This is a genomic window from Novosphingobium olei (assembly GCF_037076535.1).
GTDB classification, from domain to species: Bacteria; Pseudomonadota; Alphaproteobacteria; order Sphingomonadales; family Sphingomonadaceae; genus Novosphingobium; species Novosphingobium olei.
The window spans coordinates 3553594-3570902 of the sequence record NZ_AP029021.1; the positions used below are offsets into that span (position 1 = coordinate 3553594).

A 17309-nucleotide genomic window follows, 5' to 3' on the forward strand; every position below is an offset into this window, starting at 1 on the left:
GGACAGTTGGCCAGACAGTTGAAAGAGGTGCAGCATGCGGCGGTCAGTCGCCCGGCGCGCCGAACGGGTCGGCTCCAAGGTCGGGCATGTTCGCCCAGACATCGGCGTCAGCGCGGGCATGGCTGCCAGTGCGGCCGAGCTCGTCTCCGCGCTTCAGGCGGATGCCCACGCGGTCCTTCTTGCCCGTGGCATGGTTGGCGACCGAGTAGATCTGCGCATCGTTCAGCCGCAGGCCGAACGTGGTCTGCTTCATGATGTGCTCTTCCTTGTCACCGCGATCGATGCAGAACTGTCGGAAGTGGTTGTAGAGCGGCGTGGCTTCCTCGCGCGCGTCCGGATCGGTCAGGTCGCAGCAGCTTTCAATCCATTCGCCCAGCGCGCTACTGGTCGCCCAGAAGCTGGCGTTGGCGCGCTTGGCCATCTCTGGCTCGGGAACCTTGCGCTCGGCCAGCCAGGCGAGAGCGCCGGCGATCATCCAGTTGAGGATGCCCGAAGCCTCGCCATGCAGGCGCCGCTTGACCACGTCGCCAGGTTCATCGGGCACGCCCGGCGTTACGCCGAACTGCACCACCCACGGATAGAGCTTGAAGCGCCGGCGAAAGCCGCGATCGTCGCTGGGCGGCTTGGGCAGCGCGTTGCATTCGAAGATCAGCTGCCAGTGCGGCACGAAGCTCAATTCGGTGGTCGCATGCGCGCCGCGGGCGATCATCTCGCTGCCGGTCGCCTGTTTGATCCGCTGGCCGTCCCAGGTGCTGTTCTTCTTGGGCTCGTCGGCCACCACCAGGCGAATGTCGCCGGCAAGCCGCACGACGTCGCTCTGGTGCGCGCTGCCCGCCTGCGCCGGTCCTTCAAGGAACGTCTTCGGGTCGGCCTTGCGGGCATAGGGCCCATGCAGGTGGCAGATCACGTCATTGGTCAGGCTCTTGCCGTCCTGCCCCTTGCCCTGGAAGATGTAGAACGCCTGGTCGCTGATCAGCGCGGTCAGCGTCATGCCATAGATGCGCTGGATCGCTTCGCGCTGCACCGGATCGTGGTGCATCACCGCCATGCGCTCGATCCACGCCGTGGCCTGGGCATTCGCGTCATAGGCGACGTTGGCCACCTGCATGAACCGATCCGAGGGCCGGTGCCCCGCCTCGAATCGATGCTCCCATGCGCCCGGCGCCGTCTCGACGAAGCGCAGCGTCCCGTTCGAACAGTGATAGGCCATCGGGTCTGCATCGAAGTCGCGGGTCCAGGCCTGCGCCACGAACGGCGCATTGTCGTCCCAGTCGCCGCCCACCGGCGTGTCGTTGTCGCGCAGCCCTTTGAACTGGGACAGCATGCCGCTACACTTCGCACTGTCGCCCGATTTCATCGACCAGGCCCACAGCTGCTTGCAGCGCTCGTCGGCCATCTCGCGGGTGAACTTCGGCCCGTACACGCCAGACAGTTCATCCGCCTCGCAATCCCGCAACTCGGCAACCTCGTCGGCGATGCCCATGGCCGCTTTCTGCGCATAGGCGAGCGCGCGCGACGGACCCTCGTCGATCGACCAGCGCACGCCGTCGAACGCGATCCAGCACCCCTTGCCGCCGGCGCCATCGGCCAGCCACAGCAAACGGCCGTTGGCGGCCTCGAACACGCGCCGCGCATTGCCCAGGTCGTTCATCGGCAGCTTGGACCGCTCAAGCGTGGACAGCCGCTTCATACGCGCGCCGCCCCGGCATCGATCAGCGCGTGCATCGTCGCTCGGCGCTTCACCTGCGGGCTTGCGCCGCGCGGGGATCCATCGATCAGCTGCGGCAGCATCGCCTCGGTCATGGGACCGCGGATGCCCAGCACCCGGCGATAGAGCACGCGCTGCATCTCGTCTTCCTCGCGCTTGGCGGGGCCATGCTTCAGGTCTTCCTCGATGTCGCGCACCGCGGCGCCGATCGCCTTTTTCTGGAATCCTGCCAGCTCGGCCATTTTCAGGATGTCGGCGATTTCTTCGTTGATCGCGCGCCGTTCCTCGCGCTTGCGCAGCACCGCCCGCACCAGCGCGATAAGCCGCGCCGCGCTGTCGGACTCGCTTTCGGGGAAAACGTGCTCGCCGTCATCGGCGATCGTCACCGCGTGCAGGGGCTCGGCCTCGAGCAGCTGCGGCGCGGCCGAGATCTCGCGCTCGAACCGCGCCCGCCATACGCCCAGGTACTGCGCCCGGGTTTCACCATCGGCGATCTCGGCGGCCAGCGCGGCAAGTTCGGCCCACGCCCCGGCGCGCGTCTCGGGTTCGGCATCGGGCCCGATCGCGCCGGCGATGCTGTCGAACAGGAAGGCCTGCGCCGATCGCGCCTCCTCGATCCGCCCCTGGATTGTCTTCGCGCCCATCCCCGTGGCGTCCATGCGCAGCAGATCATCGGGGTCGCGGCCTTCGGGCAGCAGTGCCACCGCCAGCTCCTGCCCCGGGCCCAGCATCGGCAGCGCGGTGCGGCAGGCGCGCAGCGCGGCCTTGCGGCCGGCATCGTCGCCATCGAACAGCACGATCGGCCGATGGTGCAGGCGCCAGCATCGCTCCAGCTGCGCTTCGGTCAACGCCGTGCCCATCGGCGCCACGCAGGCGGCGAATCCCGCGCGCGCCAGGGCAACAACGTCGAAGTAGCCTTCCACTACCAGCAGCCGGTTTTCCGCCTGCGGCCGCGCTGCAGCTGCTGCGCGGTGCAGGTTGAACAGCGTGCGCCCCTTGTCGAACAGCGGCCCGTCAGGACTGTTGACGAACTTGGGCGTATCGCTGCGCCGGCCGGGCCACACCCGCGCGCCAAAACCGATGATGCGCCCGCGCGCATCGTGGATCGGGATGGTGATGCGATCGTGAAACAGCTCGCGGATCGTCCCGTCGTCGCGCGTGGTCAGCAAGCCTGCCGCCTGCCCCAGCTTCGCCCCGATGCCCGAACCGCGCAGCGAACCATCCTGCCCTCGCGCGTAGCCCAGGCCGAATGCCTCGATCTCGGCCGGGCCGATGCACCGCTGCGCCAGGTACTGCATCACCGCGCCCGCCTCGATCAGCTGCCGCGCGTAGATCGCTTGCGCCACGTCGAGCGCGCCGCGCACCGTCTCCACCCGCTCGGCGTGCTCGCGCGCCTGTGCCGAAGGTGCGGGCACTTCCATGCCGGCCAGCGCGGCCAGTTCCTTCACCGCTTCCACGAACGGCAACCCGTCGTGATCGGTCAGCCAGCGCATTGCATCGCCGTGCGCGCCGCAGCCGAAGCAGTGGTAGAATCCCTTTTCGTCGTTGATCGTGAAGCTGGGTGTTTTCTCGTGGTGGAACGGGCAGCACGCCTTGAACTCGCGCCCCGCCTTGGTGACTTTCACCGATCGGCCGATCAGGGCCGACAGCCGGGTTCGAGCGCGGATCTCGTCGAGGAAGGATGCCGGCAGCGCCATCGTCAGTCTGCCTGTTGCACGCCCAGGATCGCGCGGATCCGGTCGAGCTGCGCCATCGCGCGGGGAATGTTGCAAGCCGGGCCCTCGGCCGAAAGCTCGAGCGCCAGTTCAGCCAGTGTCACGACTTCGCGCGCCTGGGCATAGACCCGCCACCGCGGCATGGCGGTGGGGCCGATCTCCGATTGCACACCCATTTCAGGTTCCCCCGTTCGGCTCCGCCCGGTCAGACGTGGACCGGCATCACCACTTGCGTCAGCCGCGGCGCGTCTTGCGCGCTCGACGATGCTTCGAGCCGCACCGGCCCTGCAGCGTCATCGAAGCGCATCACCACGTCGTCGGCGCCGATCGCGCCCAGCGCCTCGCGCAGATACTTGCCGTCGAGCCCCAGCGTCACCGCATCGCCGTCATAGCTGCAGGGCAGTTCCTCGCTCGCCTCGCCGATATCCAGCGTCGAAGCGGTCACCCGGATCAGATCGGGCTCGATCTCGAATTTCAGCACCCGGCTTTTCGCATCGGCCAGCGCGCCCACCCGCTTGGCCACTTCGGCCAGGGTGTGGCGATTGACGCGCAGCTCGCGCGGGCTCGATGACGGGATCACCCGCTGATAATCGGGGTACGTTCCGTCGATCGCCTTGGCCGTCAGTTCGATCGATCCGCCATCGGCGGCCGGCATGCGCAGCGACAGCATCGAACCGGTCGGATTTGTCTCGATCTCGACCATCGCGCCTTCGTCGGCCTTCTCTGCCGCGCCCAGCAGCTTGTCGAGCACGCCGACCGATACCCGGCCGACGATCATCGCGGGCCAGGTGGCCGCCCCCACCGGCGCATCGAGCGCCAGGCGCGCAAGTCGCTTCCCGTCCGTCGTGGCAAGCCGCAGGTCGGAATCGACTGGATGCACGAACACCCCGTTCAGGTAATAGCGCGTCTCTTCCGTGCTGATCGCGTGCCCCACCCGGGCAAAGGCGTCGGCCAGCACGCTCGCCTTGATCTCGAACGAATGCTCCCAGTCGCTCGGGGTCAAGCGCGGAAAATCCGCCGTGGCCGCCGAATGCAGCCTGAACCGCGCGCGGCCCGCGCTGATCGTCACCCGCCCCGGCGCGCTGGCCGTGGCATCGTCCTCGGCCGCGATCGTCACCATCGCGTCGCCGTCAAGCTCGCCCAGCAGCGCCAGCAATGCCTTGGCCGGCAGGCACACCGCGAACGGCCGGATGCTTTCCAGCCATTCCTTTGACCCGGGCCCGTCACGATCGTCGGTCGCGCACTCGCGCACCGCCTGGACGTCAAGGTCCGTGCCCGTCAGCGTCAGCAGCCCGTCACCCGCGCTGATCAGCACGTTGGACAGGATCGGAATGGTGGTCTTCGCCTGCACCGCCGCGGCCACGTCCTTCACCGCGCCCAGCAGCGTCTTCGCCCGAATCCGCGTTTTCGGTGCACGCGTGTCCTTCGCCATCACCGCTCTCCCATTGCTGCGAGGGCTGCGGACACGGTGTTTTCGATCAGGGCCAATTCGCGCCGCCAGTCGTTCCCGATGATGCGAGCCTGCTTGATGCTGTGCTCAATTAGCCGAAGTGCCTCCACGGCCTGCGCCACAGGTTCGGCGGGGTGGGTGTAGGGTTGTACGAGCCAAGCATCTTCGTCCTCGGCATGGACGGCTTCGGCATCCTCCCTGCGGGCGTAGCGCGTGGCCTTATCGCGCTCTTTCGTCCAACGCGGGCCGACCTGGTCCCAAGTCCGCCACTGGTCGCCAGCGCCATTCGCAACAATCCATCCCGCCACAGGTTCGGCGTCCGGTGCGCGGTGGCGGGCGAGAACTTCTTGTTCGAAGCGGGCGAAGGCGTATGCCCAAACGCCTTGCACATGCCCCGCGCGGTAACTCTGAGCAAGTTTGCGCATCCCGACATGCTCGCCACAATCGTTCGGCCAGTAGGCTTCGATTAGATCGGCAGCAGCGTTGCAGTGATGCTGCGTCACGGTCACATCACTCGACATGGGTGTTCTCCAAGGCCATCGTCGCCTCGCCCTCGTGCAGGCCCTGCGCGATCATATCGATTTCAACCGCGATCTGGCTGGCCAGCGCGCTGGCATAGTCAGCATCGGCCGGACTGCGCGCCGCTACCGTCTGCGCGGCCTGCTGGCGCTTGCGAAGGAAGGCGATCAGGTCGGCCCGCTCCAGCGCCTTGCCGCGCTGCGCCGCATCGATCGGCGAAAGCTGGCCCAGCGCCACAAGGTTGACCAGGTCGGTCGTGGTCACCCGCGCCAGCTTGTCTACCCCCAGCGGATCGCGCGCCAGCACGTCGCCCACCAGCGAAGTCGCTGCGTTGTGGGCCCTTTCCAGTGCGCTCATGCGCCTACCCCCTCGTCGGCCGTCCACCGGCCGGTTTCCACGATCCGCACCCGGCGGAAGCTGCGGCCCGGGCCGCTCAACTTGATTTCGATCCGCCCCTGTTCGGCCAGCAGCCGCAGCCGGTACCGCGCCGCATCGGCATCCCGCAGCCCGGCGATCTCGGCCAGGGCGGCATTGCTCGGGCACGGCATCCCAAGGTTCGCCGCTCGTACCAGCGTCAGGAAGATCTTGCCGTCTGCCGTCTCGCGATAATCGTCGTCGACGGCGATGCGCTTCACCCCATCGCTGCGCACGTCGGGCCGGCACCGCTCGACCCAGTAGATCGATCCCGCCCCGCCATCGTCGCGGCGCTGCTTGGGGTTGACCTCGCCGGTCGCGATCCAGTCCCGCACCAGGCGCGGCACTTCGTGGCGCGGATCCAGCATCGGCCCGCGCGCATAAATCATCTGGTCCCCGGCCTTGGCCCGCGCGAACCATTCCTCGATCTGCGCCTTGGGCGCGTAAAGGGCGGTTTGCTGCGGTGCCATCAGTGCACCACTGCCGATCCGGCGGCTGACTGCGCTGAAACGATGCGCCGAAGCGAAGCATCGCACTCCACCAGCAGGGATTCGTGCGCGCACGTGGGCAAGCTGCTGATGACGCAGGACGTCAGATCGTTCAGCGTGGCGATCATTATCGCACTGCCACGGGCGATCGAAAGGCCTTTGGCCTGCGCGTAACGCCCTGCATCCGCCACCGCGTCCGCCATGGCGGCACGCAGCGTGTTTCGCATCGTCTCGGCGACTTCGTCTTCGCTCACTTGCCCCCCTCCACGATTTGCCGAAGCGCGCGGCGCAGCTTCGCGCTGGCGCGATCGTGATCATCCAGCCGCTGCAGGATCCTGTCGGCTTCAGCGGCATCCACATCGTTGTCGTCGGAAAGGCCGCGCTGCAGCTCGCCCGACACGTCGCCCAGCTCGCGCATTAGCTGCATCACCATGCCCGGCAGCGTGTCGTCGTCGGCCAGCGGATCGATGTTCGGCACGAACAATCCGCCCAGCTCGCGGCAATACGCGGCGGCGATCGGCGGCACCTTTCCTTCGGCCACCGCAATTTCGTCCAGCGCAAACGCGCAATCGAGCGACGGGAGCGCCCGATGGTTCAGCGCGTTCCAGTCCCCGGCAACCGACCTGCTGCGGTCGGCCGTCGCCGCCGCGCCATCGATGCCGCCGCACAGTGCGATAGCCGCGCGCACCCCGCGCTTGATCCTTCCCAGCGCCAGCGTCATGGTGCCAACTCGCCTCGTTCGCTGACGCTCAAGGAAAACCGCCAATGGCCGATGAAACCACCATGTTCCCGCACTCTGTCGAAGGTGGGGATTACGACCTTGGCGAGGGCGGGATTTGTCCCGGGCTTCGTTTCACCGACTTCGACGGTAACGTCATCAACGTCATTTTCAGTTCTGACGCGGCCGAGCAGCTTGTGCAGCTCGTGCGATCCATGGTCGACGAAGAAGAATGGCAGGAACCGAATTGACCATCGTGGCGCGAACTTGATGTCACGTTCAGGCATCACGCCACCGCTCCCGTTTCACCGGACAACGGCCCGCATTGTCCGGTCGGCGTAGCTTCCGCTTTGTCGGTATCAGGCAGCCCATGACGCGACAGCCAGACCTCCTCACACAGCACGCCGGCATCGAGCCGCCCGTCGGACATCGACTCGAGCATCAGCGAGACCCGCACCGTGGCAGAGTTTCGCCGCTCGACATCGTGCATCTGGCTCTTCGAGAGCCCGACGCGCTCGCCCATTTCGGCAAGCGTCAGGCCTAGTTCGGTGCGCAGATCGGCCACCGAAATTGTCGCGCGTGTCGTCGGGACTGCCTCAGGCGGCGCAGTCGATGGCGTGGTGCTCATGGCGTTCTGTTCGGATGATCCGAACGTTTTGTCAAACCCAAAAGTTCGGATGCATAGGAACGACGCGCACCGTCGAAGTTCGTATCATCCGGACATGGTCAGAAAGCGCCTGCCCACTACGTCCGTCGGCCCAGACTGGTTTCTGGTCGAATGGATGCAGTCGAAGAACATGAAGCAGGCTGAACTGGCGCGAAGAACCGGATGGTCCAAGGCCACCACGAACGACATCGTCAATGGACGCACCAGCTATTACCGCCAGATTCTGAATGAAGCGGCCGCGGCTTTACACGTCCAGCCCTGGGAACTTCTTATGTCGCCAGCTGACGCCAACGCCTTGCGCGGCATGCGCGAGGATGCGATTCGAATCGCCGGCGGAACGGTGACGGCCTGGACGCCAGCCTCCCTCGAAGATGAACGTAAGACCGGTACCGGATAGCTAGAACGCTGGCCGACCTTCTGCGATCTCGGCCAGGGCATCGCCGATCACCCCGCCAAAATAAGCTTCCTGCGATGCCACTACGCCATCGGCCGCAATAACCCGATCCACGAAGGGCCTGACCAGGCGCGCCAGACGTGCACCCGCCTCGTCCTGTTCCATGAAGCGCAGCGCAGCAACCGCATCTTCGAAATCAGGCGCGAGCATGGCTGCTGTCCGCACGGCCTGCGCCACGATTGCCTCGTCGCGATCGAACCGCAGCGCATAGCTGCCAGCTGCACTCTCGATCTCGTCTCTTTCGCTGGGATGGGCGCGACCGTCACACTTCATGATGAACACCAGCAGCGTCAGGATCTGCGCAAGACGTCGATCGCGAATCGGACCGCCCTCCGGAAGGTAGCTGATGATCGACGCCGCTTCGACAACTTCCCCCGTCGAGGCGATCACGCACTCTTCGATCCTGGACAGCTTGAAGCACCGAAGCGCCTTACGCTCGTGACATACGGCGTGCAGATTGCCCCGCTCCGGTTCGAACCGCTTGCAGGTGATCCGGCGCTGGCTGACCTTGCCGCTCGAATCTCGGTACACGATAAACAGGCCGAGAGGCGCGCCGGCGAACTCGTTTATCGGCGGCGCCTCTGCGATCTCTTCGGTTTCCGCATCAGCCTTGTCGATAATGACGATCAAACCGTCGGGCACGGGAGGAACCACGCCGTTGCGACCGAAACGCCCGATGAGTTCTCGCCATTTACCGCTCAACATGATGTCCCCATCGCTTGTCCGCAGCGATTGGTGCCGCGCAGTACGGCCACTTGCAATGTTGGATTTCGCTTGGGAAGGTCGGGCCGCGAAGGTCCGAATCAACGCGATTCGAACTTGGAAGACGCTGGTGTTCGGATAGTCCGAACTTTTGTATTTGACATTTTGTTCGGATGATCCGAACTATGCCGACCGTAACCACGGGAGGCATCCATGCTCGCAATTCCCATCGAATTCCCCGCCGCCGGCTCGATCGCGTTTCTCGCGCCGCATGCCGAACAAGTGCGGATCGTCCGTCACAACGATGACGGCACCACCCTAATCTCCCGCAAGCGCCCCGGCGCCAGCGGCAACACGTCCGTTCCCTTCGGGTCGCTCCATGGGGACGAAGCGGGCGCGATCGGCATCAAGCCCAAGGCTGGTCGCCGGCGCGCTCGCGCACGCCGTCAGGGCAGCCGCTGAAATGCCCCCCGTCCAGCAGCTGCCCCTGGGCCACCTTGCCGCCGCCGAATTCCGGCGGCGGCAGGTGCGCGCCATCGAGGTCGTCCGCAACGGCGGAATGATGCGCGGCGCTGCGGAACAGCTGCTGGCGCCCTGGGCGGCCGTCGCCATCCTGTGCGGCGCCGAAGTCACCGAACTGATGCAGGCGGTGGAAGCCCGCCGCGTGGGCGAAGGTCCTCGCATCAGCCTTGGCGAAGCGCGCTGGCTTGCGGCCGACGATATCTGCCCGCGCCCGGTATGGGTGCCGGTGATCGCCGCCGCGCGCGACGCTGCGCTGGCCCGCTTCGCTGCCGATCCCAGCGACACGAACACCGCTGCCGCCGTTGCAATCCAGCGGATCTGCATCGCCCTGCAGCACGATGTGAACGGTTGCCACATTCCCCACTATCGCGCGCCCCAGCCGGGCGATGGCACCGCAGCGCAGCAGGTGGCCGCGTGATCGCGCGCCTGCCCGGGCGTCGCATCCGCGCCACGCCGATCGACTGGCCGTCGATCGCCTACGGCTGCGTCATCGGCTTCCCGCTCGCCTACCTCGGGCTCGTGCTGGTCGAGGCTGCCACGCGATGAACCGTTTGCGCGCCTATCCCGACCTCGCAGTCTGCACCCTGATCATCATGGGCGCGCTGGTCGGCCGATTTCTCGCTCTGATCGGAGTTTGACCCGATGGTTTCGATGGACCTTGGCGGCATGCTCGCCGCGCTGATTTTCGGCTTTTGCCTTGGCTTCCTGTTCGGTTGCACCTGGCACGCGCACTTTGCCATGGTGACCCGCCGCGAAGCGGAAGCCGCTGCCATGGCTGAAGGCGATCGGCCATGAACGCGCCCGCCGCCATTGCGCCGGCCAGCGCCGGACACTTCACCCGCGTCACGCCCGGGCCCATGGTCGGCGTTCCGCCCAGCGTCGAACAGGTACCTGTCGATCGGCTTACGGTCGATCCGGCCTATCAGCGCGCAATCGACGGCGCAGCATCGCGGCGGATCATCGTCGGCATGGTCAGGCAGTGGGACTGGTCGCTCTGCCTGCCGCTCGTCGTCTCGCGCCGCCCCGATGGCAGTCTGCTGATCCTTGATGGTCAGCACCGCCACGCCGGCGCGGTCGAACGCGGCGACATTCCTTACCTGCCCTGCGTGATCCAGTCGTCGCTCGATGTTGCGGGCGAGGCACGCGTCTTCGTCGAGCTCAACACCAAGCGCCAGCGGTTGACCCAGGCCGAAATCTTCAACGGCATGCTGGCCGCTGGCGACGAACAGGCCAAGACCATCGCCGACATGATCGCGGCAACGGGCTGGAACGTTCGCCGCACCAGCAACACCGCCAATTACAAGCCGGGCGATCTGGAATGCGCGCCGATGCTGGTGCGCGCCCTTGCCAACAAGGCGATTGGCGAAAACGCGGTCCGCTTCGCGCTGACGGCCCTTCGCGCCGCTTATCCCGATGCACCGGTGCGCCACGCCGCCACGCTGCTGAAGGCGCTGTTCGAAGTGTTCGATGCCATGGCGGAAGCCGGCGTCGCCACGGCGGACCTGATCACGGCCATCGGCGCAGTTCCGTCCGACAACTGGTTGAGCCGCGGGATCCTGCATCGCAACCGCTATCCCGCCCTGTCGCACATCAACGCGATCGCCGCGACGATGATCGCTGCGGCCCAGGGCAAGGACGTGCCGACCGAGTCGCCGGTGACGACGCGGGCGGTGAACCAGCCCGAGCAATTTGCGGAAAATGCAAAGAAATCCCCGGCGCCGGCCGTCACCACGTCCACCAACGCCGTACGGCCTCTGCCGGTGCGTGTGTCCGTGCCCGCAAAGGCCAAGAGCCCGTTCGGCACCGCAGACAAGGGCTGGTGCGAACAGTGCGATCAGCTGCGCAGCAAGGCGGCGGCGGCCGCGTGCGCCAGTCGCTTCTGCAAGCTGCGCCCTTTCACCTGAAGCACTGCCAAAGGAGTACCCTGATGCTCATCACCAAGCTTGCCCGCTGGCGTGCCTTCCGCTCCGGCAACGGCCTTTCGGTCACCGGCACAGACACTCGCTCGGGCCGCATCCGCACCATCACCGGCATCAAGCTGATTGAACCGCGCGAAGGCCGCCTGCTCGCCATCGGGCCCGAGGCCGAGATCACCCTGAAGGCCTGAAGGCCGCCCCCAGCTCCACCACCCGAAAGGAAGCGCCAATGTCGCTGACTACCCTTCCGCTCGACTCCCTGATCCTGTCCAAGCTCAACGTCCGCCATACCGAACGCGATGCAGATATCGCCGCCCTGGCCGATGACATCGCCGCGCGGGGCCTGAAGCAGAACCTCGTCGTTATCCCAGCACACTTCACCACCGGCGAGGCTAAGGAAGGCTGGCAGGACAAGTGGGAAGTGATCGCCGGCGGCCGCCGCTTCCAGGCGATGCAGCTGCTGGTAGCCGATGGCCGTCTACCCGCCGATCACCCAGTCGCCTGCCTGCTCGAGGATCGCACCGAAGCCAGCGAAACCTCGCTGTCGGAAAACCTGCACAAGGTGGCGATGAACCCGGCCGACGAATTCGCCGCCTTTGCCAAGATCGTCGACAACTGCCTGCAGCGCGGTGAATCGCGCGACGAGGCGATCGCGTGGACCGCCAAGCGCTTTGGCGCCACCGTGAAGCATGTCGAAGGGCGCATGCGCCTCGCCAGCCTGTGCCCAGAAGTGCTCGACGCGCTGCGCGCCAACGTGATCGGCATCGATGCGGCAAAGGCCTACGCCACCACCGCCGACCACGATCTGCAGCGCAAGGTCTTCGCCCAGGTCGAAAAGGACAGCTGGCGCAGCCATGATCCCAAGGCGATCCGCAGCGAGATCCGCGGCAAGACGCTCCCGCTCGATGCGCCGCTGGTGCAGTTCGTCGGGCTGGTGACGTACCAGGCCGAAGGCGGCCGCATCGAAGCCGAAATGTTCATGGGCGCGCAAGAGCAGCAGCGCGTCGTCGACGTCCCCCTGCTGGAAAAGCTTGCCGCCAAGATCGCCGACGAAGCCATCCCGCCACTGGTCAAGGTGGAAGGCCTTAAAAGCGGCCTGCTCGCCAAGGGTGTCGGCCACGGCGCGAGTTGGCCGAAGGCCCCCGCCGGCTTCGAACGGGCCTGGGACTATGGCGAAGCACCCAGCAAGGCCAAGCTCAAGAAATCGATCGGCATCTACGCCATCAACCCTGATGGCACCGGCCTGATGCGTGTGGGCCGTTTCAAGCCGGTCGAGGCCCGGGAACAGGCGCCGCAGCGCGACTGGGAAGCCGAACGCAAGGAAGCTGCACGCATCAGATCTATTCAGACGATCGCTGCCCAGAGCGCCGCGCGCGCCGTCCTTGCGCAAGCGATCGATAGCCATGACGTCGCTGCCCTGCATTTCCCGGATGCTGACGACAGTTGGATCGACCTTGTCTGCGCTGATGACCAAAGCGAAGATCACGCCTTCGTGGCAGTGCAAATCCGTATCGCCCGCGCCGATGCCGCAGCCAACGTTGCTGATGCAGAACGTCAGTTTGATGCTGCTGCCGGCGATGATGCCGACGACGGCACCGACGAGCTCGTCACCGACGAAGCGGAGGGCTGATCGGTGGCAGATTCCATCCAGACCATTCGCGATCGCGTCATGCTTGACGGTGGCTTTCAGGCGGCATGCCAAAGCTATGCAAACTGCAACGGCACCAGCGGATCGATCGCGGCCGCAGCCATCATCGCGCTGGGCGGCAAGGTTCTGACCGATATCGCCTGCGAACGGCAACGCCAGATCGAAGCCGAAGGCTACGACCCTGCCCATGACGACAACCACGTGCATGGCGAGCTCGCCCGCCATGCCGCCGTGCTGGCCATCTATGCCGCGCTTCCTGATCTCGATCGAGCGCACGCGTCTACCTACGGTCCGAACCACTACGGCAGCCGGCTGCTTTGGCCGTGGGCCTACACGGCATTCAAGCTTGCCGATCGGCGGCGCGACCTGGTCAAGGCCGCCGCCCTGATCATCGCTGAAGTCCAACGCCTCGACCGGATCGAGGGCTGATCATGCCCGCCTGCTCCATGTGCGATGGCACCGGCTACAAGGACCATGCCGGCTTTGCGATGGACCCATGCGAGTGTCGCGGCGGTTCCATTGCCGAGCCGCAAGTGACCAGCCCCTTTGCTTCGCTCGCCGGCCAGCGTTTCCAGCTGCTCTACGCCGATCCGCCATGGCGCACCGTGCTGTGGTCGGGTGCGCAGCGCACACCCTCGCAGAAGGCCGGCGAGGATCACTATGACACGATGGCGCTCGAAGACCTGAAAGCGTTGCCCGTGGCCGATATCACGCACAGGCACGCCGTGCTCGCCATGTGGGCGATTGGCAGCCATCTCGATCAGGCGATCGAGCTCGGCCGCGCTTGGGGCTTCGAGTATGTCACCGACCTGTTTTACTGGGCCAAGCAGCGCCAGCTGCGCCCCAACCAGGTCGATCTCTTCACCGACGATGTCGAACCCTGCCCGATCGGCATGGGCAAGTACACGCGCAAGCAGGTTGAACCCTGCCTGCTGTTCAAGCGCGGCAAGGGCCTGCGCGTTCTCGACCACGGCATCGCCCAGCTGATCGTCGAACCCAAACGCGAACACAGCCGCAAGCCCGATCGCGTCTATGGCGATCTGGAAGCGCTGTTCGGCTTCTTTCCCCGCGTCGAACTGTTCACCCGCACCACGCGCGAAGGCTGGGCCAGCTGGGGCAACCAGGTCGGCAAGTTCGCCCCGGCGCCCAGGGACACGGTGGCGTCATGACCGTGCTCGACCAGCAATACCTTTTCACGGCCGAACGCCGCGCGATCGCGCAATACCTCGCCGATCTGCCCGAGCCGGCCGAATACCTGCGCGAACTGCCCCTGCCCGTGGTCGAGGCGCTGCACCGCGCCGTGCTCGGCCGTCAGGGCTGGACCGCCATGGCCGAAGACGTGCGCCTGCTGCGCTACTGGGGGCTGTGCGACTTCCCGACCAGCTCGTCGAACGGTCGCCAGCTGACCAACCTCGCCTGCGCCGTGCGGAAACTGCTGGCCGACTGATGGCTACCCGCGCGTCTCTCGATCCCGATATCGTCGAGCTGATCAAGGCGCTCGCCCGCGCCAACGTCGCGCGCGATATTGAATTGGCGCGGCAGCAGGCCAACAGTCAGGCCCCGGGCTCGATTCGCGCCCGAAGCTGACAGCAGGACCAATGCGCACCGTAATCTACGCCCGCTTTTCCAGCGCCCTGCAGAACGCCCGCTCGATCGAGGATCAGGTCGCCCTGTGCCGCGAACGCATCGCCCGCGAAGGCTGGGAGGAAGTCGGCGTCTTCACCGACTATGCGATCAGCGGCGCCGCCGGCATCGATGAAAGCGCGCGCCCCGGGCTGAACGCGATGCTCGCGCGTGTCGAATCGGGCGGCGTCGATCAGATCCTCGCCGAGGCCACCGACCGGATCGCGCGCCACCAGGGCGACGCCTTCGCTATCCGCGAACGCGTGCTGTTCGCCGGCGCGCGGATATTCACCCTGTCCGATGGCGAAGTGACCGAGATCACCGCCACCTTCCGCGGACTGATGGATGCGCAGTTCCGCAAGGATCTCGGCGCAAAGGTCAAGCGCGGCCAGCGCGGCACCATCGCCTCGGGGCGCAGTGCCGCCGGCATTGCCTATGGCTATCGCACCGCCAACCGGATCGACGATCGCGGCAAGCTGGTGCGCGGACTGCGCGTGATCGACGAGGATCAGGCCGATGTTGTGCGCAGGATCTTCGCCGAATACATCGCCGGCGCATCGCCGCGTGCGATTGCCGAAGGCCTGAACAATGATGGCATGCCGAGCCCCGGTGGACGCCTTGCCGGCCCGTCGTTCTGGCGCGCCTCGACGATTTATGGCGATCGAAAGCGCCGCAACGGCATCCTGCAGAACCGCCTCTACATCGGCGAGCTGGTGTTCAACCGCACGCGTAAGGTGGTGGATCCGCGCACCCGCAAGCCGGTGATCGTCGCGCAGCCGGAATCGGAATGGATTGTCGAGCCCGCCCCCCAGCTGCGCATCGTCGATGAAGCAACCTGGGCGGCGGCGCAGGCCATGCTCGAAAGCGGGCAGGCGAAGCGACCGGAGCTGTCGCGCCGGCCCAAGCACATGCTCTCCGGGATTGCCTGCTGTGGCACCTGTGGCGGCGCCTGGACGATTCGCGGGCCCGATCGCTGGGGTTGCTCGCGCAACAAGGAAGGCGGCGCGGCGGCGTGCGCCAACGGCCGCACCATTTCGACGAAGAAAATGGAAGCGCGCGTCCTGAACGGCCTGACCGAACAGATGCTCGATCCCGAAGCGGTCGAGATCTACGTGCGTGAATATCACCGCGAGCACGCCCGTCGCGCCGGCGATCTCGGTCGGGAGGGCGAAAAGCTGCGCAAGCGTCATCGCGAGCTGGCGACGAAGGTAGAGCGCCTGGTCGCCGCGATCGCCGATGGTGGGGCCGACTTCGTCGAGATCCGCGAGGCAATGGCCAAGGCAAAGACCGAGCGAGACCAGCTGGCCGACCAGATCGATCAACTCGAGCAGCTACCAGTGATCGCTCTGCATCCGACGATTGCCCGCGACTATCGCCAGGAAGTCATGCGTCTGAACGAAACGCTGGCCGCGAACCCGGCCGCCAGGGCCGAAGTCTTCCCTCGCATCCGCGCACTGGTCGAAAGCATCGTGATCTCGCCCGCAGCCGAGCCCGACCGCGGCGTCACGATAGCCGTCACCGGCCGTCTGAATGCCATGCTGGCACTAGCCGCCGGTCAACCGATGTCGGAGTTGTATGGTAACGCTGGAGCGGGCGAAGGGATTCGAACCCTCGACCCCAACCTTGGCAAGGTTGTGCTCTACCCCTGAGCTACGCCCGCTCGTGCGTTTCTGGCCGGTCGGTAATGCCCCGTCCGGCTGGGGTGTGGGGGCCTCTAACGGTGACTCGAACGCGGCGCAACCCCCCAAATGCACTTTCGCGCCGAATGGTCGCTGCCCTGCGCATGGCCCTTGCCGAACGGCCGTGCCATCCCACATGAAGGCGATACGACCTCGCACCCATCCGGAGAAGTTCATTGGCAAGCCTCGGCCTCAGTCTCGACGAACAGAAGGCGGTAGACCGCTTCCGCAAGACCGTCGTCGAACCGTCGATGACCAAGCTGGTGATCCTCGATTTCTGGGCGGAATGGTGCGGGCCCTGCAAGGCGTTGACGCCCGTGCTCGAAAAGGTCGCGGCCGAATATGCCGACAAGGGCGTGATACTCGCCAAGGTCAACGTCGATGAGGAGCAATTCATCGCCGCGCAGTTCCAGGTACGCTCGATCCCGACCGTCTATGCGCTGTTCCAAGGCCAGCCGGTTGCCGACCTGACCAACGCGCGCAGCGAATCGCAGCTCAAGCAGTACCTCGACCAGATTCTTTCGCAGATCCCGGTTCAGGCTGGAGACGAGCCGGCTCAGGATATCACGCCGTTGCTGGCAATGGGCGAGGATGTGCTGGCCGAAGGCGACGGGGAACGCGCCGCCGGTATCTTCTCGCAGATCGTCGAGATCGCGCCCGATAGCGCGGCTGCCCAATCGGGCCTGATCCGCGCCCTGCTCCTTGCCGGGCATCGCGAAGAGGCGGCAGAGATCCTAGCCGCGCTCGATCCCAAGCTGGCCGATGACCCGGCGCTCGCGCAGGCGAAATCCGCGCTGGCGCTGGCCGAGGACGCCCCGGAGGCGACCGAGCTCGCCGCGCTGCGCGCCGCAGCGGCGGAGCGTCCGGCGGACATGGAGGCGCAGCTTGCCTTCGCCAACGCGCTCTATGCCAGTGGCGATCGCGATGGCGCAGCCGAAAAGCTGCTGGCGATGGTCGCTGCCGACCGCGCCTGGAACGACGGCGCCGCGCGGGCGCGCCTGCTGCAGATCTTCGAGGCGATCGGGCTGGAGGATCCGTGGGTCGCGGCGACGCGGCGCAAGCTTTCCACCATCCTGTTCGGCTGAC

At 66.2% G+C, this 17309-nt stretch carries 25 protein-coding genes, 1 tRNA gene and 1 pseudogene; 15 read left to right on the forward strand and 12 right to left on the reverse strand.

Annotated elements, in window-relative coordinates; translation table 11 throughout:
* Positions 1 to 43: 43 nt before the first annotated feature.
* Genes AACH40_RS16810 through AACH40_RS16850 form a run of 9 tightly spaced genes read right to left on the reverse strand, consistent with a single transcriptional unit; the run spans position 44 to position 7015 of the window.
* The gene (locus AACH40_RS16810; RefSeq protein WP_338643387.1) at positions 44 to 1690 is read right to left on the reverse strand and encodes a phage/plasmid primase, P4 family; all 1647 of its coding nucleotides are present in this window, start codon (positions 1688 to 1690) and stop codon (positions 44 to 46) included.
* A complete protein-coding gene (gene dnaG, locus AACH40_RS16815; RefSeq protein WP_338643388.1) occupies positions 1687 to 3405 on the reverse strand; it encodes a DNA primase in 1719 nt (572 codons plus the stop codon). Before dnaG ends, AACH40_RS16810 begins: the two co-directional genes overlap by 4 nt.
* 2 nt (positions 3406 to 3407) lie before the next feature.
* The gene (locus AACH40_RS16820; RefSeq protein ID WP_338643389.1) at positions 3408 to 3599 is read right to left on the reverse strand and encodes a hypothetical protein; all 192 of its coding nucleotides are present in this window, start codon (positions 3597 to 3599) and stop codon (positions 3408 to 3410) included.
* Between the two features lie 29 nt (positions 3600 to 3628).
* Entirely contained in the window at positions 3629 to 4855 is a 1227-nt protein-coding gene (gene dnaN, locus AACH40_RS16825; RefSeq protein WP_338643390.1) for a DNA polymerase III subunit beta, read from the reverse strand.
* Positions 4855 to 5394, reverse strand: a complete 540-nt coding sequence (locus AACH40_RS16830; RefSeq protein WP_338643391.1) for a hypothetical protein — start codon at positions 5392 to 5394, stop codon at positions 4855 to 4857. The genes dnaN and AACH40_RS16830 overlap by 1 nt, the downstream gene beginning before the upstream one ends.
* Positions 5384 to 5749, reverse strand: a complete 366-nt coding sequence (locus AACH40_RS16835; RefSeq protein ID WP_338643392.1) for a hypothetical protein — start codon at positions 5747 to 5749, stop codon at positions 5384 to 5386. Before AACH40_RS16835 ends, AACH40_RS16830 begins: the two co-directional genes overlap by 11 nt.
* The gene (locus tag AACH40_RS16840; protein ID WP_338643393.1) at positions 5746 to 6276 is read right to left on the reverse strand and encodes a hypothetical protein; all 531 of its coding nucleotides are present in this window, start codon (positions 6274 to 6276) and stop codon (positions 5746 to 5748) included. The genes AACH40_RS16835 and AACH40_RS16840 overlap by 4 nt, the downstream gene beginning before the upstream one ends.
* Entirely contained in the window at positions 6276 to 6548 is a 273-nt protein-coding gene (locus AACH40_RS16845; protein WP_338643394.1) for a hypothetical protein, read from the reverse strand. The genes AACH40_RS16840 and AACH40_RS16845 overlap by 1 nt, the downstream gene beginning before the upstream one ends.
* Positions 6545 to 7015 carry a phage regulatory CII family protein gene (locus tag AACH40_RS16850; RefSeq protein WP_338643395.1) on the reverse strand — a complete coding sequence of 157 codons (471 nt, stop codon included), beginning with the start codon at positions 7013 to 7015 and terminating at the stop codon, positions 6545 to 6547. Before AACH40_RS16850 ends, AACH40_RS16845 begins: the two co-directional genes overlap by 4 nt.
* Before the next feature lie 44 nt (positions 7016 to 7059).
* Here AACH40_RS16850 and AACH40_RS16855 point away from each other — a divergent pair, with 44 nt between their 5' ends.
* Positions 7060 to 7263, forward strand: coding sequence for a hypothetical protein (locus AACH40_RS16855; RefSeq protein WP_338643396.1), 204 nt, complete (start codon positions 7060 to 7062; stop codon positions 7261 to 7263).
* A 35-nt stretch (positions 7264 to 7298) separates the two neighbouring features.
* On the opposite strand, the gene AACH40_RS16860 is transcribed toward AACH40_RS16855, so the two are convergent.
* A complete protein-coding gene (locus AACH40_RS16860; RefSeq protein ID WP_338643397.1) occupies positions 7299 to 7640 on the reverse strand; it encodes a helix-turn-helix transcriptional regulator in 342 nt (113 codons plus the stop codon).
* A 94-nt stretch (positions 7641 to 7734) separates the two neighbouring features.
* Here AACH40_RS16860 and AACH40_RS16865 point away from each other — a divergent pair, with 94 nt between their 5' ends.
* A complete protein-coding gene (locus AACH40_RS16865) occupies positions 7735 to 8076 on the forward strand; it encodes a helix-turn-helix transcriptional regulator (protein ID WP_338643398.1) in 342 nt (113 codons plus the stop codon).
* On the opposite strand, the gene AACH40_RS16870 is transcribed toward AACH40_RS16865, so the two are convergent.
* Entirely contained in the window at positions 8077 to 8838 is a 762-nt protein-coding gene (locus AACH40_RS16870; protein ID WP_338643399.1) for a hypothetical protein, read from the reverse strand.
* Positions 8839 to 9048: 210 nt separating this feature from the next.
* Here AACH40_RS16870 and AACH40_RS16875 point away from each other — a divergent pair, with 210 nt between their 5' ends.
* From AACH40_RS16875 to AACH40_RS16930, 12 genes and pseudogenes are all read left to right on the forward strand, one after another.
* On the forward strand, positions 9049 to 9297 hold the full coding sequence (locus AACH40_RS16875; RefSeq protein ID WP_338643400.1) for a hypothetical protein: 249 nt from the start codon (positions 9049 to 9051) through the stop codon (positions 9295 to 9297).
* Position 9298: 1 nt separating this feature from the next.
* A complete protein-coding gene (locus AACH40_RS16880; protein WP_338643401.1) occupies positions 9299 to 9775 on the forward strand; it encodes a hypothetical protein in 477 nt (158 codons plus the stop codon).
* Entirely contained in the window at positions 9772 to 9903 is a 132-nt protein-coding gene (locus AACH40_RS16885) for a hypothetical protein (RefSeq protein ID WP_338643402.1), read from the forward strand. Before AACH40_RS16880 ends, AACH40_RS16885 begins: the two co-directional genes overlap by 4 nt.
* 96 nt (positions 9904 to 9999) lie before the next feature.
* The gene (locus tag AACH40_RS16890; RefSeq protein ID WP_338643403.1) at positions 10000 to 10152 is read left to right on the forward strand and encodes a hypothetical protein; all 153 of its coding nucleotides are present in this window, start codon (positions 10000 to 10002) and stop codon (positions 10150 to 10152) included.
* Positions 10149 to 11261: a hypothetical protein gene (locus AACH40_RS16895; protein WP_338643404.1), complete on the forward strand. Its 1113-nt coding sequence runs from the start codon at positions 10149 to 10151 to the stop codon at positions 11259 to 11261. Before AACH40_RS16890 ends, AACH40_RS16895 begins: the two co-directional genes overlap by 4 nt.
* 23 nt (positions 11262 to 11284) lie before the next feature.
* The gene (locus tag AACH40_RS16900) at positions 11285 to 11464 is read left to right on the forward strand and encodes a hypothetical protein (protein ID WP_338643405.1); all 180 of its coding nucleotides are present in this window, start codon (positions 11285 to 11287) and stop codon (positions 11462 to 11464) included.
* Between the two features lie 38 nt (positions 11465 to 11502).
* Positions 11503 to 12903, forward strand: a complete 1401-nt coding sequence (locus AACH40_RS16905; protein ID WP_338643406.1) for a ParB/RepB/Spo0J family partition protein — start codon at positions 11503 to 11505, stop codon at positions 12901 to 12903.
* A gap of 3 nt (positions 12904 to 12906) precedes the next feature.
* Positions 12907 to 13350: a hypothetical protein gene (locus tag AACH40_RS16910; protein WP_338643407.1), complete on the forward strand. Its 444-nt coding sequence runs from the start codon at positions 12907 to 12909 to the stop codon at positions 13348 to 13350.
* Positions 13351 to 13352: 2 nt separating this feature from the next.
* Positions 13353 to 14090, forward strand: coding sequence for an MT-A70 family methyltransferase (locus AACH40_RS16915; RefSeq protein ID WP_338643408.1), 738 nt, complete (start codon positions 13353 to 13355; stop codon positions 14088 to 14090).
* The gene (locus AACH40_RS16920) at positions 14087 to 14368 is read left to right on the forward strand and encodes a hypothetical protein (RefSeq protein ID WP_338643409.1); all 282 of its coding nucleotides are present in this window, start codon (positions 14087 to 14089) and stop codon (positions 14366 to 14368) included. Before AACH40_RS16915 ends, AACH40_RS16920 begins: the two co-directional genes overlap by 4 nt.
* Positions 14368 to 14508, forward strand: coding sequence for a hypothetical protein (locus AACH40_RS16925; protein WP_338643410.1), 141 nt, complete (start codon positions 14368 to 14370; stop codon positions 14506 to 14508). The genes AACH40_RS16920 and AACH40_RS16925 overlap by 1 nt, the downstream gene beginning before the upstream one ends.
* Before the next feature lie 11 nt (positions 14509 to 14519).
* A pseudogene (locus AACH40_RS16930) lies at positions 14520 to 15554 on the forward strand (recombinase family protein); the annotation flags it as partial.
* A 575-nt stretch (positions 15555 to 16129) separates the two neighbouring features.
* Here AACH40_RS16930 and AACH40_RS16935 read toward each other — a convergent pair.
* A tRNA-Gly gene (locus tag AACH40_RS16935) sits at positions 16130 to 16204 on the reverse strand.
* A gap of 195 nt (positions 16205 to 16399) precedes the next feature.
* Here AACH40_RS16935 and AACH40_RS16940 point away from each other — a divergent pair.
* Positions 16400 to 17308 carry a tetratricopeptide repeat protein gene (locus AACH40_RS16940; RefSeq protein WP_338643411.1) on the forward strand — a complete coding sequence of 303 codons (909 nt, stop codon included), beginning with the start codon at positions 16400 to 16402 and terminating at the stop codon, positions 17306 to 17308.
* Position 17309: the final 1 nt, after the last annotated feature.